Annotated in this window: 12 protein-coding genes; 8 read left to right on the forward strand and 4 right to left on the reverse strand. The window is 67.1% G+C overall.

The features are described 5' to 3' along the window. From SPI01S_RS22610 to SPI01S_RS05420, 3 genes are all read left to right on the forward strand, one after another. Positions 1 to 456, forward strand: a 456-nt coding sequence (locus SPI01S_RS22610; protein WP_066719359.1) for a helix-hairpin-helix domain-containing protein, incomplete at its 5' end; no start/stop codon positions are given. A 370-nt stretch (positions 457 to 826) separates the two neighbouring features. Beyond that, positions 827 to 3,550 (forward strand): TonB-dependent receptor, encoded by a 2,724-nt coding sequence (locus tag SPI01S_RS05415; RefSeq protein WP_066719363.1) that lies wholly within the window; start codon positions 827 to 829, stop codon positions 3,548 to 3,550. A 194-nt stretch (positions 3,551 to 3,744) separates the two neighbouring features. Further along, positions 3,745 to 4,755 carry a nucleoside hydrolase gene (locus SPI01S_RS05420; protein ID WP_084253279.1) on the forward strand — a complete coding sequence of 337 codons (1,011 nt, stop codon included), beginning with the start codon at positions 3,745 to 3,747 and terminating at the stop codon, positions 4,753 to 4,755. Positions 4,756 to 4,767: 12 nt separating this feature from the next. On the opposite strand, the gene SPI01S_RS05425 is transcribed toward SPI01S_RS05420, so the two are convergent. The 4 genes from SPI01S_RS05425 to SPI01S_RS05440 form a co-directional block, all read right to left on the reverse strand. After that, entirely contained in the window at positions 4,768 to 5,250 is a 483-nt protein-coding gene (locus SPI01S_RS05425; RefSeq protein WP_066719365.1) for a chorismate--pyruvate lyase family protein, read from the reverse strand. After that, entirely contained in the window at positions 5,250 to 7,913 is a 2,664-nt protein-coding gene (gene ppdK, locus SPI01S_RS05430) for a pyruvate, phosphate dikinase (protein ID WP_066719368.1), read from the reverse strand. Before ppdK ends, SPI01S_RS05425 begins: the two co-directional genes overlap by 1 nt. Before the next feature lie 162 nt (positions 7,914 to 8,075). Next, a complete protein-coding gene (gene glyS / locus SPI01S_RS05435) occupies positions 8,076 to 10,256 on the reverse strand; it encodes a glycine--tRNA ligase subunit beta (RefSeq protein WP_066719370.1) in 2,181 nt (726 codons plus the stop codon). Positions 10,257 to 10,370: 114 nt separating this feature from the next. Further along, entirely contained in the window at positions 10,371 to 11,237 is an 867-nt protein-coding gene (locus tag SPI01S_RS05440) for a glycine--tRNA ligase subunit alpha (protein ID WP_066719375.1), read from the reverse strand. A 250-nt stretch (positions 11,238 to 11,487) separates the two neighbouring features. Between SPI01S_RS05440 and SPI01S_RS05445 the strand changes: the two genes are divergently transcribed. The 5 genes from SPI01S_RS05445 (at position 11,488) to SPI01S_RS22140 (ending at position 14,497) form a co-directional block, all read left to right on the forward strand. After that, positions 11,488 to 12,351 (forward strand): TraB/GumN family protein, encoded by an 864-nt coding sequence (locus SPI01S_RS05445; protein WP_066719377.1) that lies wholly within the window; start codon positions 11,488 to 11,490, stop codon positions 12,349 to 12,351. Between the two features lie 177 nt (positions 12,352 to 12,528). Further along, complete coding sequence (locus SPI01S_RS05450) at positions 12,529 to 13,128, forward strand: 50S ribosomal protein L25/general stress protein Ctc (protein WP_066719380.1); 600 nt, start codon at positions 12,529 to 12,531, stop codon at positions 13,126 to 13,128. 81 nt (positions 13,129 to 13,209) lie between these two features. Continuing rightward, positions 13,210 to 13,779, forward strand: coding sequence for an aminoacyl-tRNA hydrolase (pth, locus tag SPI01S_RS05455; RefSeq protein ID WP_066719384.1), 570 nt, complete (start codon positions 13,210 to 13,212; stop codon positions 13,777 to 13,779). Positions 13,780 to 13,878: 99 nt separating this feature from the next. Next, positions 13,879 to 14,310: an NIPSNAP family protein gene (locus SPI01S_RS05460; RefSeq protein ID WP_066719387.1), complete on the forward strand. Its 432-nt coding sequence runs from the start codon at positions 13,879 to 13,881 to the stop codon at positions 14,308 to 14,310. A gap of 34 nt (positions 14,311 to 14,344) precedes the next feature. Next, positions 14,345 to 14,497 carry a hypothetical protein gene (locus SPI01S_RS22140; RefSeq protein WP_157084574.1) on the forward strand — a complete coding sequence of 51 codons (153 nt, stop codon included), beginning with the start codon at positions 14,345 to 14,347 and terminating at the stop codon, positions 14,495 to 14,497. Positions 14,498 to 14,538: the final 41 nt, after the last annotated feature.

The raw sequence follows: 14,538 nt of genomic DNA on the forward strand, positions 1-14,538 counted from the left end.
GGCGGCCGCCGCTGGCGGGAGCGCTACGAAGCCGAACGCGATGCCCAGCAGGCGCTGCGCGAGGAACTGGCCACCGCCACTACCCGAATTCGCGACCTGGAAGCCGCCAACTCGAAGCTCGAACGCACGCTGGCAGATCGCCGCCCGGCTGCGCCAGTGCCCGATCCGGCGCCTGCCAAGCGGGACTCGGCGATCCGCAGCTGGTTCTACGGTGGCACCGACGTGCTTGCCCGCATCCGCGGCATCGACGAGCATCGCGAACGCCAGCTCAACCAGCTCGGCATCCAGCATTTCCGCGACATCGAGGAACTGCCCCGCGGCGACGAGCTGCCGCTCGAGGAGCGACTCGGCCTGCCGCACGGCACGATCATCGACGAGCGCTGGCGCGAACAGGCAGCCCTGCTGCGCGCCGGCGATACCGACGAACATGCCCGCAGGTTCGGCCACCACGCCTGATCTTGTCGTATCGAACGGACGGACGGACGCCCGGGTGCAACACCCGGGCGATTTTTCCATGCGCGCCCGGCAGCCTGGCCGCGCAAGCCACATCGCATGGCCCGGAAATACCATTGCTAAATTTCCACACGTTATCAGCAGCTTCTGCAGCATCGCACTGACGAAAGCCGCGCGGACCGCCGGCTCCACCTGAACCCTACCGATCGCACACCTTTCGCGCCCACCTCACAAATAGGTCATGCCTTTGTCTTACACTGGCTTGACAATTGGTCAGACCTCTCGGACATTTGTCGGACCACGAGCGGCAAGTCTCGGGATCAAAAACAGAGCACCGCAGCAGGGTTTGCCAATTTCAGTGAGGGGTGGTTTGATGGAAGATCGTACGACGTCGCAGGCGCGCCGCGCCATTTCCGGTACTAAGTTGGTATTGTTGTCTGCCGGCTGCCTCGCAGCCATCGCGCTGGCGGATCCCGCCCTCGCCCAGACCGGTGATGCGCCCGCGGCGCAGAGCCAGGACGACGCGGGCGGCGAGATCGTCGTCACCGGCTTCCGGTCCAGCCTCGCCTCCGCGCTCGACGCGAAGCGCAAGGACATCCGCATAACCGACGGCATTTCGGCCGAGGATATCGGCAAGTTCCCGGCGCAGAACATCACCGAGGCGATCCAGCGCATCGCCGGCGTCCAGATGTCGAACATCAACGGCCGCGGCTCGACGATCAGCATCCGTGGCCTGGGCGCGCAGTACGCCCGCACGACGATCAACGGCCAGACCTTCGCCAGCGCCGACTTCAAGGACGGCTTCCGCTACGACATCATCCAGACCGATCTCGCCAGCGCGATCCAGGTGGTCAAGTCGCCCACGGCGGACATGGACACCGGCGGCCTGTCGGGCACCGTCAACATCGATACGGTCAAGCCACTTGCCTATAAGGGCCCGCGCTTCATCGTCGGCGTGAAGAGCTACAACTCCGAATATCGCGGCAAGGAATGGACGCCCAAGGTCAGCGGCGCGTACATCGACAGCTTCGCCGGCGGCACGCTGGGCGTGATGGCGAACGTCAGCTACCAGAAGCTGAAGGATCGCGGCGACTATGTCTTCATCAAGAACTGGTACAATGCCGGCGTGATCGATCCCGATGCGCGCGTGCCGGGCAACCTGCGCTACCGCCGCATCGACCGCGATACCGAGCAGCTGATGGCCAGCGGCGCGATCCAGTGGAAGCCGAGCGATAATTTCGAGGCGCTGCTGCAGGGCGAATATTCGCGCGACCACACCCGCTACACCACGCGCCAATATGTGTTCGGCCGCTGGGCCTCCAGCGCGGTCAAGGTGAACGGCAAGGCGAACGGCGTCGCCAACAACATCACGATCAGCAACTTCAACGTCGACAACAACACCCAGCCCGAGCTGCGCAACCTGAAGACTCAGGCCTATACCGGCACGATCAACTGGCAGCCGGGCGACAGCTGGAAGGTGCATGCCGTCGCGCACTATACCAAGGGCGACGCGGCGCTGTACGAATGGGCGTCGATCGACGAGGTCAAGTTCGCGCAGGGCGGCACGCTCGACATCTCGAACCCCAGCAACATCAAGTGGACCACGCAGAGCCTCACCGACGGCTCGCTGTGGAACACCGCCAACCGCACCTGGTTCGCGTTCGTCGACGGCGCGACGCACATCCAGACCGCGAAGGACAAGGCCGCCCAGATCGACGTCACCAAGGACCTCGGCTGGCACGGCATCCAGTCGCTGGTGATCGGCGCGAAATACCATCACGAGAGCTTCGCCACCAACGCGTATCGCCACGATCGCGACGGCGACGTCAGCGATCCGGTGAAATACCCCGAATATGCCTGGATCCCGAACCTGGGCACCACCGGCCAGCTGGTCGACAACTTCCTCGACGGCGCGATGTCGATCCCCCACGCCTTCCTGTCGACCAATGCCGACGAGTGGCAGCGCATCCTGGCGTCCAAGGGTATCACCGTGCCCGACGTGCCCGATTGGCCCAGCACCTACCGCGTCGATCGCTACGTGCCCGCCGTCTATGCGATGGCGAATGTCGACACGCAGCTGGGCGGCATGGCGCTGCGCGGCAATCTGGGCGTGCGCTACGAGCACACCCATCAGAACGTCACCGCCAGCCTGACCGACGGCACCGGCAGCGACGCCGCGCTGCTCGGCCAGCAGCACATCATCCAGGATTACGGCAACGTCCTGCCGAGCGCGAGCTTCGCGCTGGACCTGACGCCGAAGCTGGTCGCCCGCTTCGCCGCGGCCAAGGTGCTGGTGCGCCCGCTGCTCAACAGCCAGACGCAGATGGCCGACACGATCAGCACCGGCATCTCGTCGGACAAGCGCGCCTTCACCAGCGTCTCGGCGGGTGAATCGCGTCTCAAGCCGCTGACCGCAAACCAGCTCGACCTCAGCCTGGAATTCTACCATGGCCGCGGCAATTCGATCAGCGTCGCCGGCTTCTACAAGGCAGTGAAGAACGGCACCTTCACCCAATTCTACTGCCCCACCTCCTACAACGGCGTGGCGCTGAACGGCGTGACCACGGACTGCCAATCGGCCGATCTGAAAAGCGACTACAGCTTCAGCCGCGTGCTGAACGACAGCAGCACGATCCACATCAAGGGCGTCGAGTTCGCCGCATCGCAGAACTTCGACGGCATCCTGCCGGTCAAGGGCTTCGGCGCGACGGGCAACATTACCCTGGTGGATACCAACGCCAGCGCGCTGGGCACGGGCTTCAACCTGCGCGACCTGTCGAAGTTCACCGCCAACATCACGCCCTATTGGGAAAACGAGATGTTCAGCGTGCGCTTCTCGGTCAACCACCGCAGCTCGTACAAGCAGGACGCTGCCAGCAGCTTCTTCGTCAACGGCGGCGAGATCCACACGGTGCGCGCGCGCACGCAGATGGACCTGGCGATGGGCTTCACGCCGAACAAGTGGCTGAGCTTCACCGGCGGCATCATCAACCTGAACAACACCCACGAAGACGCCTACCAGACCACCGCGGACACCTTCCAGATGACCAGCCGCACCGGTCGCACCTTCTATCTGTCGGCCACGACCAAATTCTGATCGCCAAGTTCTGATCGACCGACACCGGGTCATCCCCGGGAACGCCCCTCTTCCGCAAGGAAGGGGGGCGTTTTCTTTGCCGGCATGCGTTGACTGCGGCCCGCGCTGGACCGGACCGGGCGGCCGGCGCATGATGCCGACCAGCAATCCGCGCCCAACCGATCGGCGCGGGGGCGCCATGGTTCGGGATACGCATGCTACGACGTCACTTGCTCTTCGCGCTGCCGGTGGGCGGCATCCTCGGCTGCTTGCCCGGAGCGGCGCGGGCGCAGTTCCTGCCGGTTGCGCCGCGCTGCCGCGTGATCATCGACAATGATTTCTCGGGTGACCCGGACGGGCTGTTCCAGCTGGCGCACCAGCTCGCCTCCCCGGCGACCGAGGTGTCGCTGATCATCGGATCGCACATCCATGTCGGCGACTTTCTCGACCGATCCTCGACCCAGGCCGACAACGCCGTCCGCACCGTTCAGGCGATGCTGGCGACGATGCGGCTGCCCCGGCGGCCCGACCTCATCGCCGGGCGCAATGCCGCCCCCGCAGCCGGCGCACGCCCCGAAGCCACGCCGGCCGTCCGCCGGATCATCGCCGAAGCCATGCGCGACGACACCACCCTGCCGCTCTATTATGTCGCCGGCGCGGGCCTGACCGAGATTGCCGAAGCGCTGCGATACGAGCCGCGGATCGCGGGCAGGTTGAAGCTCGTATGGATTGGCGGCGCCGAATATGAGTCGCTGAACCCCAGCCTGCCGCCCCGCAAGGACAGCGAGTACAACACCACCATCGACCTTGCCGCCGCACGCACTGTCTTCAACGAATCGGCCGTGGAAATCTGGCAGGTACCCCGCGACACCTACCGCACCATGCTGGTCAGCTTTGCCGAACTGGAAGCCGGTCTGGCCCAGGCAGGCGCGCTGGGACGCTATCTGCGCGAGCAACTGCGCCGTGCCGTGGAAACCGTCGGCAAGGGCCGCGAGACCTATATCCTGGGGGACAGCCCGCTGGTGACGCTGACATCGCTCCAGTCCTTTTTCGAGCCCGACGCCTCGTCCAGCCGCTACGTGGTGCGGCCCACGCCCCGGATAAACGACCGGGCAGGATATGAGCGCGTGTCGGGTACGCGCCCGATGCGGGTGTATACCAGCATCGATACCCGCCTCACCTTCGCGGACATGTTCGCCAAGTTCCGGATGGTCAGCATGCCCTGACCATGGGCAGCCTCAGCCCAGCACCTCCGGCGTATAATTCTCCACCACCTCGGCCAGCACCCGCCCCTCGCCGTCCAGCACCAGCGCGCGGTGGCGCAGCACATACGGCGCGACACCCGCTGTAACCTGCTCCAGCGGCTTGCGGTGCGGGTGGAGCGGGCGGATCACCGCGCCGAACGGGGTATCGCCCTGCTCCAGCGCGGCGTTCATCTCAGGGGTCAGGCGCGACGGCACGTACCAGTTCTCGGCGACCGAGAAGGCCACGCCGGCGCAGCGGAGCACGACGCTGCGATACACGACCCGCTCGTCCGGCCCGACGCCCAGCCGCATCCGCTGCTCCGGCGTCGGATCCTTGTGCACCGTGCGGTCCACTTCGGCGCGAACGGGGGCGCCGCAGCGGCGCTCCAGCACGGCGGTGGCGGTAGGGCTGGCGAGAAGCTCGCGGCTGAGTGCCGCCGCATCGTCCGTCGCCGCCGCTACCGCCACTACCAGCATCACTTCCCTCGAATAGCCGCCTGCGCTGCCGCCAGCCGCGCGATCGGCACGCGATAGGGCGAAGCCGAGACATAATCGAGCCCCGTCTTCTCGCAGAACGCGATCGATGCCGGATCGCCGCCATGTTCGCCGCAGATGCCGAGCTTGATGTCGGGCCGGGTCGCGCGGCCGCGCTCGGCGGCGAGCGCGATCAGCTGGCCGACACCCTCCACGTCGAGGCTGACGAACGGGTCCTTGGCGTAGATGCCCTTCTCGACATAGGTGGTGAGGAAACGCGAGGCATCGTCGCGGCTCACGCCCAGCGTGGTCTGGGTGAGGTCGTTGGTGCCGAACGAGAAGAAGGCGCCCACTTCGGCGATCTCGCCCGCCATCAGCGCGGCGCGCGGCAGCTCGATCATCGTGCCGACCAGATAGTCGATCGTGCGGCCCTTCTCGGCGAACACCGCCTGCGCCGCCTTGTCGACCACCGTCTTCATCAGCTCCAGCTCGCGGCGGGTGCCGACCAGCGGGATCATCACTTCGGGCACCGGCGCCGCGCCGGACTTCTCCGCCACCGCAATAGCCGCCTCGAAGATGGCGCGCGCCTGGATCTCGTAGATCTCGGGGTAGGTCACGCCGAGGCGGCAGCCGCGATGGCCGAGCATCGGGTTGAACTCGTGCAGCTCGCCCGCGCGGCGCTTGAGCGTGTCGACGTCCACCCCCGCCGCGGTGGCGACCTCGGCGAACTCGGCCTCTGCGTGCGGCAGGAATTCGTGGAGCGGCGGATCGAGCAGCCGGATCGTCACCGGCAGGCCGGCCATCACCTCGAAGATCTCGAGGAAGTCGCTGCGCTGTTCGGGGAGCAGCTTCTCCAGCGCGGCCCGCCTGCCGGCCTCGTCCTCGGCGAGGATCATCTGGCGCACCGCGGTGATGCGGCTCTGTTCGAAGAACATGTGCTCGGTGCGGCACAGCCCGACGCCCTCGGCGCCGAATTCGCGCGCGGTGCGGCAGTCGAGCGGGGTCTCGGCATTGGCGCGCACCTTGAGGCGGCGGACTTCGTCGGCCCACTCCATCAGCGTGCCGAAATCGCCCGACAGCTCGGGCTGCACGGTCGGCACCTGGCCGGCCATCACCTCGCCGGTGGCGCCGTCGATCGTCACCATGTCGCCCTCGCGGACCTCACGGGACCCCACACGCATCACCTTGTCGCGCGCGTTGATCGACAGGCTGCCCGCGCCCGAGACGCACGGACGGCCCATGCCGCGCGCCACGACCGCCGCATGGCTGGTCATGCCGCCGCGTGCGGTGAGGATGCCGCGCGCCGCGTGCATGCCGTGAATGTCCTCCGGGCTGGTCTCGACGCGGATCAGGATCACCGAATCGCCCGCATTGGCGCGCTTCTCCGCCGTGTCGCTGTCGAACACGGCATAGCCCGAGGCGGCACCGGGACTGGCCGGCAAGCCCTTGGTCAGCACGTCGCGCGGCGCGCTGGGGTCGAGCGTCGGGTGGAGCAGCTGGTCGAGCGCGGCGGGATCGACGCGCAGGATCGCCTCTTGCCGCGTGATCAGCCCCTCATTCGCCATGTCGACCGCGATCTTCAGCGCCGCCTTGGCGGTGCGCTTGCCGCTGCGCGTCTGCAGCATCCACAGCTTGGCGCGTTCGACGGTGAACTCGATGTCCTGCATGTCGCGGTAATGCGTCTCGAGCCGGTCGAACACCGCCGCCAGCTCGCCATAGACCTCGGGCATCGCCTCTTCCATCGAGGCGGGCTTGGCGCCTGCGGTCTCGCGGGCGCGCTTCGTCAGGTACTGCGGCGTGCGGATGCCCGCGACGACGTCCTCGCCCTGCGCGTTGATCAGGAACTCGCCATAGTATGCGCGCTCGCCGGTGGAAGGGTCGCGGGTGAACGCCACGCCCGTCGCCGAGGTGTCGCCCATGTTGCCGAACACCATCGCCTGCACGTTCACCGCCGTGCCCCAATCGGCGGGAATGTCGTTCAGGCGGCGATAAACCTTGGCGCGCTCCGACTGCCACGATCCGAACACCGCGCCGATCGCGCCCCACAGCTGGTCGTGCACGTCCTGCGGGAACGGCTTGGCCCACAGCTCCTCGACGATCGCCTTGTACTCGGCGACCAGCGTCTGGAGATCGGTGGCCGACAGCTCGGTATCGAGCGTGAAGCCGCGATCCTCCTTGGCGATCTCCAGCGCGTCCTCGAACCGGCCATGGTCGAGGCCCAGCACCACATCGGCATACATCTGGATGAAGCGGCGATAGCTGTCCCAGGCGAAGCGGTCGTCGCCGCTGGTCGCGGCCAGGCCCTGGACGGTCTGGTCGTTGAGGCCGAGGTTGAGGACGGTGTCCATCATGCCGGGCATCGAGACGCGCGCGCCCGAGCGGACCGAGACGAGCAGCGGATCGGCGGCGTCGCCGAACTGCTTGCCGGTGATCGCAGCGATATGCGCGATGCCGTTCGCGACCTCGGCCTTCACGCTCTCGGGGAAGGTTTCGCCTTCCTCATAATAACGCGTGCACATCGCGGTGGAGATGGTGAAGCCCGGCGGCACCGGCAGCCCGATCGAGGCCATCTCGGCGAGGTTCGCGCCCTTGCCGCCAAGCAGATTCTTGTCGCCCGCACCACCGTCCGAAACACCACCGCCGAAGCGGTACACATATTGCGTCATTCTGATCCCCTTCCGATCGAAAGCGCCCCTTCAAGACAGAGGGGGCGCTACCGCAGCTGCGAAGACTCAGGAACCGCTGATTACGTTGTCGGTGCCGGTTTATTTCGGAACAGTGGCAGTTTCTGGCCAATTTACCAGTGATTAATCGTACAATTAGGCGCCTCAACCCTCGATCTTGGCGAAGTCCGCCACATTGTGCACCGCATCACGCATCCGCGCGAGCAGCCCCAGCCGCGCGGCACGCTTGACCGGATCGGCATCGTTGACCGTCACGGAATCGAAGAACGCATCGATCGGCGCGCGCAGGATCGCGAGCGCGGCCATGGCATCCTCGAACTGCTCGGCGGCGATCGCGGCGGTCGCCTTGGGCTCGGCCGCATCGAGCGCGGCGGCGAGTGCGGCTTCGGCGGGTTCGGGATCGTAAGCGAACCCGGCGTCCCCGTTCCCCTGCGAAAGCAGGGGCCCAGGGTTGTGCAGCCCGTCACTACCCTGGGCTCCTGCCTCCGCAGGAGCACTGGCAGTGGCGACGCCTTCCTTCTTGAGGATGTTCGCCGCGCGCTTGTAGCCGGCGAGCAGGTTGGCGCCGTCCTCGGTACCGACGAACGCCTGCAACGCCTTCACCCGCGCGAGCAGCCGGACGAGATCGTCCTCGCCGCCGAGCGCGAACACCGCGTCGATCAGGTCGTGGCGAACACCCGCCTCGCGCTGCTGGACCTTGAGGCGGTCGGCGAAGAAGGTGGGAAGCGATGTGAAGACGCTTTCCATGGCGGCGTTATGCGCGGCCAGTGCCTCGTCTGACGTTTCCGGCGACACTCGCAGATCGGTCATGCCCCGCAGGCCTCGGGTAATACCCTCCCAAAGGTTGAGGCGAAGACCATTGCGCGTCAGAAGTTCCAGCACGCCCAACGCCGCTCGGCGAAGGGCAAAGGGGTCCTTTGAGCCCGTCGGCGGCATATCTGCAAAGAAGAATGCAACCAGCGTATCCAGCTTATCCGCCAGCGCCACCGCCACCGTCACCGGATCGGTGGGGACATCATCGCCCTGCCCGACCGGCTTGTAGTGATCGCGGATCGCCGCGGCGACCGCCGGGGCCTCAACCTGCGCGGCGGCGTAATAGCCGCCCATCAGGCCCTGCAGCTCGGGGAACTCGCAGACCATGCCGGTGACGAGGTCCGCCTTGGCGAGCTCGGCCGCGCGGCGCGCGAGCGCGGGATCGCAGTTCGGCACGATCTTCTCGGCCGCCAGCCACTCGGCCAGCTTGGCCACGCGCTGGACCTTGTCGGCGACCGTGCCCAGCTTCTCGTGGAAGACGATCTTCTCGAGCTTCGCCACCTGCTCGCCGAGCGGCACCTTCAAATCGGTCTCGTAGAAAAACCGCGCATCGCTCAGCCGCGCCGCCAGCACCTTCTGGTTGCCCGCGACGATCTTCTCGCCGCCATCGGCCGCGTCGATGTTCGCCACGCAGACGAACGCGTTGGCCAGCTTGCCCGCGGCATCGCGGCACACGAAATACTTCTGGTTCACCCGCGCGGTGAGCTGGATCACCTCGGGCGGCACTGCCAGGAACGCCTCGTCGAACCGGCCGAGCAGCGGCATCGGCCATTCGGTCAGCCCTGCATTCTCGAACAGCAGCCCTTCGTCCTCAACGAGGCTGAGGCCCGCCTTCTGCGCCGCCATCTTGGCGCCCAGCGCGATGATCGCCCGCCGCTCGGCGCCGTCGACGATGACATGGCACGCGCGCAGCTTCTCGACATAGTCGTCCGCCGAACCGATCGTGATCACGCCCGGATGGTGGAAGCGATGCCCCACTGTCGCCGCGCCGCTGGTGACGCCGGCAATTGCGCACGGCACCACGTCGCTGCCGAACAGCGCGACGATGCCCTGCAGCGGACGCACCCAGCGCGGGCTCTCGGTGGAAAGCGACGGCGCGCCCCAGCGCATCGACTTGGGCCAGGGGAAGGCGCGGATCACCGCGGGGATCGCTGCCGCCAGCACCTCGGCCGTCGCGCGGCCGGGCTTGTCGACCACCGCGAACAGCACGCCGTCGCGCTCGACCAGCTGGTCGGCGGTCAGCCCGGTCTTGCGCAGAAAGCCTTCCAGCGCCTGGGGCGGCGCGCCGACGCGCGGGCCCTTGGTCTCCTCGGAGACGGCGGCGGTCTCGGCGGGCAGGCCCTTGAGGATCAGCGCCAGCCGGCGCGGCGTGGCGTAGCTGATCGTCTCGGCGGCCTTGAGGCCGGCCTTGTCCAGCTCGGCGGCGAACAGGCGCGCGAGATCCTCCCGCGCCTTTTCCTGCATGCGCGCCGGGATTTCTTCGGAACGGAGTTCGAGGAGGAAGTCAGTCATGGGCAATTCCAAGTGCACCGGCGTGGCCAAGTGCCCAGTGTTGGAGAGCGAGCCGCTTGGGGCCCTGGGCTCCTGCTTCCGCAGGAGCACCGAGAAGGGAACGGCAGGCGCGCATCACGCCGTCCAGCCCGGATACGCGGCTTCCCACTCGGGGCTCTTCTTCTCGATCCACGCCGCACAAGCCCCCTTCGCCAGATCGCGCACCCGGCCGATATAGGCCTGGCGCTCCGCCACCGAGATCACGCCGCGCGCGTTCAGCAGGTTGAAGATGTGGCTCGCCTCGATCGCCTGCTCATAGGCCGGGATCGGCAGCTTCGCTTCCAGCGACCGCTCGCACTCGGCCGCGGCCTTGCGGAACAGGTCGAACAGCGCGTCGGTATCGGCGATCTCGAAGTTCCATTTCGACATCTCGCGCTCATTTTCCAGGAACACGTCGCCATACGTCACGCCCGCATCGTTGAAGGCGAGGTCGTACACGCTGTCCTTGTTCTGGATATACATAGCGAGGCGCTCGAGCCCGTAGGTCAGCTCGCCCGCCACCGGCTTGCAGTCATAGCCGCCCATCTGCTGGAAATAGGTGAACTGGGTGACTTCCATCCCGTCGCACCACACTTCCCAGCCCAGCCCCCAGGCGCCGAGCGTCGGCGATTCCCAGTCGTCTTCCACAAAGCGGATGTCGTGCTTGGTGAAATCGATGCCGATCGCCGCGAGGCTGCCGAGGTACAGCTCCTGCAGATCGGGCGGGCTCGGCTTCAGGATCACCTGATACTGGTAATAATGCTGCAGCCGGTTGGGGTTTTCGCCATAGCGGCCGTCGGTGGGGCGGCGGCAGGGCTGGACGAAGGCGGCGTTCCACGAATCCGGCCCCAGCGCGCGCAGCGTGGTGGCGGGGTGGAAGGTGCCGGCGCCCATCCGCATGTCATAGGGCTGCAGGATCAGGCAGCCGCGCGTGCTCCAATAGTCATGGAGCGTCAGGATCATGCGCTGGAAGCTGAGAGGTTCGGACAAGTTGGGTCACCCTGTAAGGTTTGGGGAGCGCTTTGGCGCAGGGCGCGGAGGGGGTCAACCGGGGCCCCTCGCCCCCAGCCGTCATCCCGGCGAAAGCCGGGATCCATTGGGGTCGCCGGCACGGCTCCGTCCCCGGCCGCGTGGCGTCTGGATCCCGACTTTCGTCGGGATGACGGCTGTAGGGCGATTGACTCCCCTGCTCCCGGCCCGCCAAGCCGCGCCCATGTTCCGCGCGCTTCTCCTCGCCGCCCTGTTCCTCCTCGGCAGTTGCGGCCCCGCCCCGCGCGAGGCCAAGCCCGCGCTCTGGGCGGTGCGTGACGGCGACACGACGGTGTATCTGTTCGGCACCGTCCATATGCTCCGCCCCGATCTGCGCTGGTTCGACGGCCCCGTGCGCACCGCGTTCGATGCCAGCGACACGCTGGTCCTCGAGCTGGTGATGCCCCCGGAGGCGGAGACGCAGGCGCTGCTCGACAGGCTCGGCCGCACCCCCGGCGACCCGACCGTCGCCGCGCTGCCCCCGGCCGAGCACGCCAAGCTGGAAGACGCATTGCGCGGCGCCGGCCTAGCCCCCCAGGCGCTCGATCGCGACGAGCCGTGGCTGGCCGCGCTCACCCTGTCGCTGCTGCCGCTCCAGAAGCTCGGCTATGACGATACGAACGGTGCCGAGCAGGTGCTGCAATCGGCCGCACACAAAGCGGGCAAGCGGGTAGCGGGCCTGGAGACCGCCGCGCAGCAGTTCGGCTATTTCGACCATCTCTCCGCCGCCGCGCAAGGCCGGCTGCTCGGCGACACGCTGAACGGCCTGCCGGAGACCGGCGCGACCATCGACGCCGCGGTCGCCGCCTGGAGCAAGGGCGATGCCGACGCGCTGGCCCGCCTGCTCAACGCCGATCTCGCCGGGAACCCGGAACTGCGCGATGCCCTGCTGCTCCACCGCAACCGCGCCTGGGCAGACTGGATCCGCGCGCGGATGCAGGCGCCGGGGACGGTGTTCGTCGCGGTCGGCGCGGGGCATCTGGCGGGGGATGCGAGCGTGCTGGCGCTGCTGTCCGCGGTAGGGCTGAAGGTGGAACGCCTACAGTAGAAACATTTCCTCCCTCGGAGCAGCGCTCCGGGGGAGGAGATGCTTGGGATGAGGAAACACTGTGGTTGCGATTCCCCCCCGTCTCGACTATAGGCGCGCGCTTGCCGGCACAGGGTCATCCCTGGAGGCCTGTATCGGCATGCACGTTGAAACATTTAGCGCATTGGAAATCGACACATGAGCGACACGCTTACGCTGTCGGCCGAAACGCGCGACCGGGCTGGCAAGGGAGCCTCCCGGGCGCTGCGTCGTGAAGGCCGCGTCCCCGCCGTGATCTATGGCAACAAGCAGGATCCGCTGAGCATCCACGTCAACGAGCGTGAGCTGCAGAAGCTGCTGAACACCGGCCACTTCTTCAACTCGGTGATCATGGTCAACGGCGAGCGCACGCTGGCCAAGGACGTTGCCTTCGACGTCGTCAGCGATCGTCCGCTGCACGTCGATTTCCTGCGCATCTCCGAGCACGCGACCGTGCACGTCGAAGTGCCGATCGTGTTCGTCGACGAGGAAGCCTCGCCGGGCCTGAAGCGCGGCGGCGTGCTCAACATCGTCCGTCACGAGCTGGAGCTGGTGGTCGACGCAGCCGAGATCCCCGACCAGATCGAGATCTCGCTCGCGGGCCTCGAAGTCGGCGATTCGCTGCACATTTCGGCCGTGACCCTGCCCAAGGGCGCGACCCCCGCGATCACCGATCGCGACTTCACCATCGCCACCGTCGTCGCGCCGTCGGCGCTGAAGTCGAGCGACGGCGAAGCGGCCGAGTCGGCGGAGGGCTGATCGCCCTTCCCTTCACGGGTTCAAAAGATCGCCTCCGCACCCTAGGTGCGGGGGCGATTTTCTTTTCGGGGAGTGTGGGTGATGCAGCTGTGGGTGGGTCTCGGCAATCCGGGGCCGCAATATGCGATGCACCGCCACAATGTCGGGTTCATGGCGATGGACGCGCTGGCCGAGGTGCACGGCTTTTCCGCGCCCAAGAAGCAGTTCCAGGGCTGGACCCAGGAAGGCCGCATCGGCACCGACAAGATCGTGCTGCTCAAGCCCGGCACCTTCATGAACGAGAGCGGGCGCGCGGTGCGCTCGGCGATGGATTTCTACAAGCTGGCGCCGGAGGACGTGACCGTCTTCCACGACGAACTCGACCTTCTGCCGATGAAGGTGAAGGTGAAGCGCGGCGGCGGCACGGCGGGGCATAACGGCCTGCGCTCGACCGACGCGCATCTCGGGCCGGATTTCCGCCGGGTGCGGCTCGGCATCGGCCATCCGGGACACAAGGACCGGGTGACCGGCTATGTGCTGGGCAACTACGCCAAGGCCGAGATCGAGCCGCTGAGCGACATGCTGGGTGCGATCGCTGCCGAGGCATCGTGGCTGGCCGCAGGCGACGACGTTCGCTTCATGAACGAGGTGGCGCGGCGGATGCAGGACTAAACGCCGGCGCGGTGATTCCCCGGTTCTTCCAGCACGTTACCGCTTGCTACCGGCAGCGGCCGTGGCATCCTTCTGCCGACCTCGATGAAGGGATGCCCGATGCGCCTCGTCCTGCCCGCCCTGCTCGCCTTCCTGCCCCTCGCCGCGCCCGTCATGGGGCAGACCGCCACCGCCCAGACGCCGCAGCCGGTCTACGAGTTGCGCATCTACTATCCCGCCCCCGGAAAGGCCGAAGCGCTCAACGCCCGCTTCCGCAATCATACGCTGAAGCTGTTTGCCAGGCATGGCCTGCACAACGTCGCCTATTGGAACGAGCTGCCCCGCACGGACGCGCCGGATGGCCGGGTGGTCTACATCCTGTCCTACCCCAGCCGCGAAGCGCGCGAGGCCGACTGGAAGGCTTTCGGCGCCGATCCCGAATGGCAGAAGGTCGTCGCTGAGTCCGAGGCGAACGGCAAGCTGGTGACGAAGGTCGACAGCATCTTCATGACGATGGCCGACTACTCCCCACCCCTTGCAGCGGCGCGCTAGCCAAGCGGCTCATCGATCCGGGACTGGCGAGCCGGTGCGGGCGCTGCTGGGAAACCTCGATTCGAGCGGACCTGCCATCGACATCGACTGTCTCGGGCGCAGCGCAACGGGCCCCGGCTGCGAGATCTATCGGATCGATTATGTCGCCGCCGGCGAGGTACGGGCGGCACGGGTGCAGCGGGGGTGATCCGTTCAACGGCAGCCGCGGCCCCGGCGCAAAGCGCTAGA

It is taken from the genome of Sphingomonas pituitosa NBRC 102491, assembly GCF_001598435.1.
Classification (GTDB): domain Bacteria; phylum Pseudomonadota; class Alphaproteobacteria; order Sphingomonadales; family Sphingomonadaceae; genus Sphingomonas; species Sphingomonas pituitosa.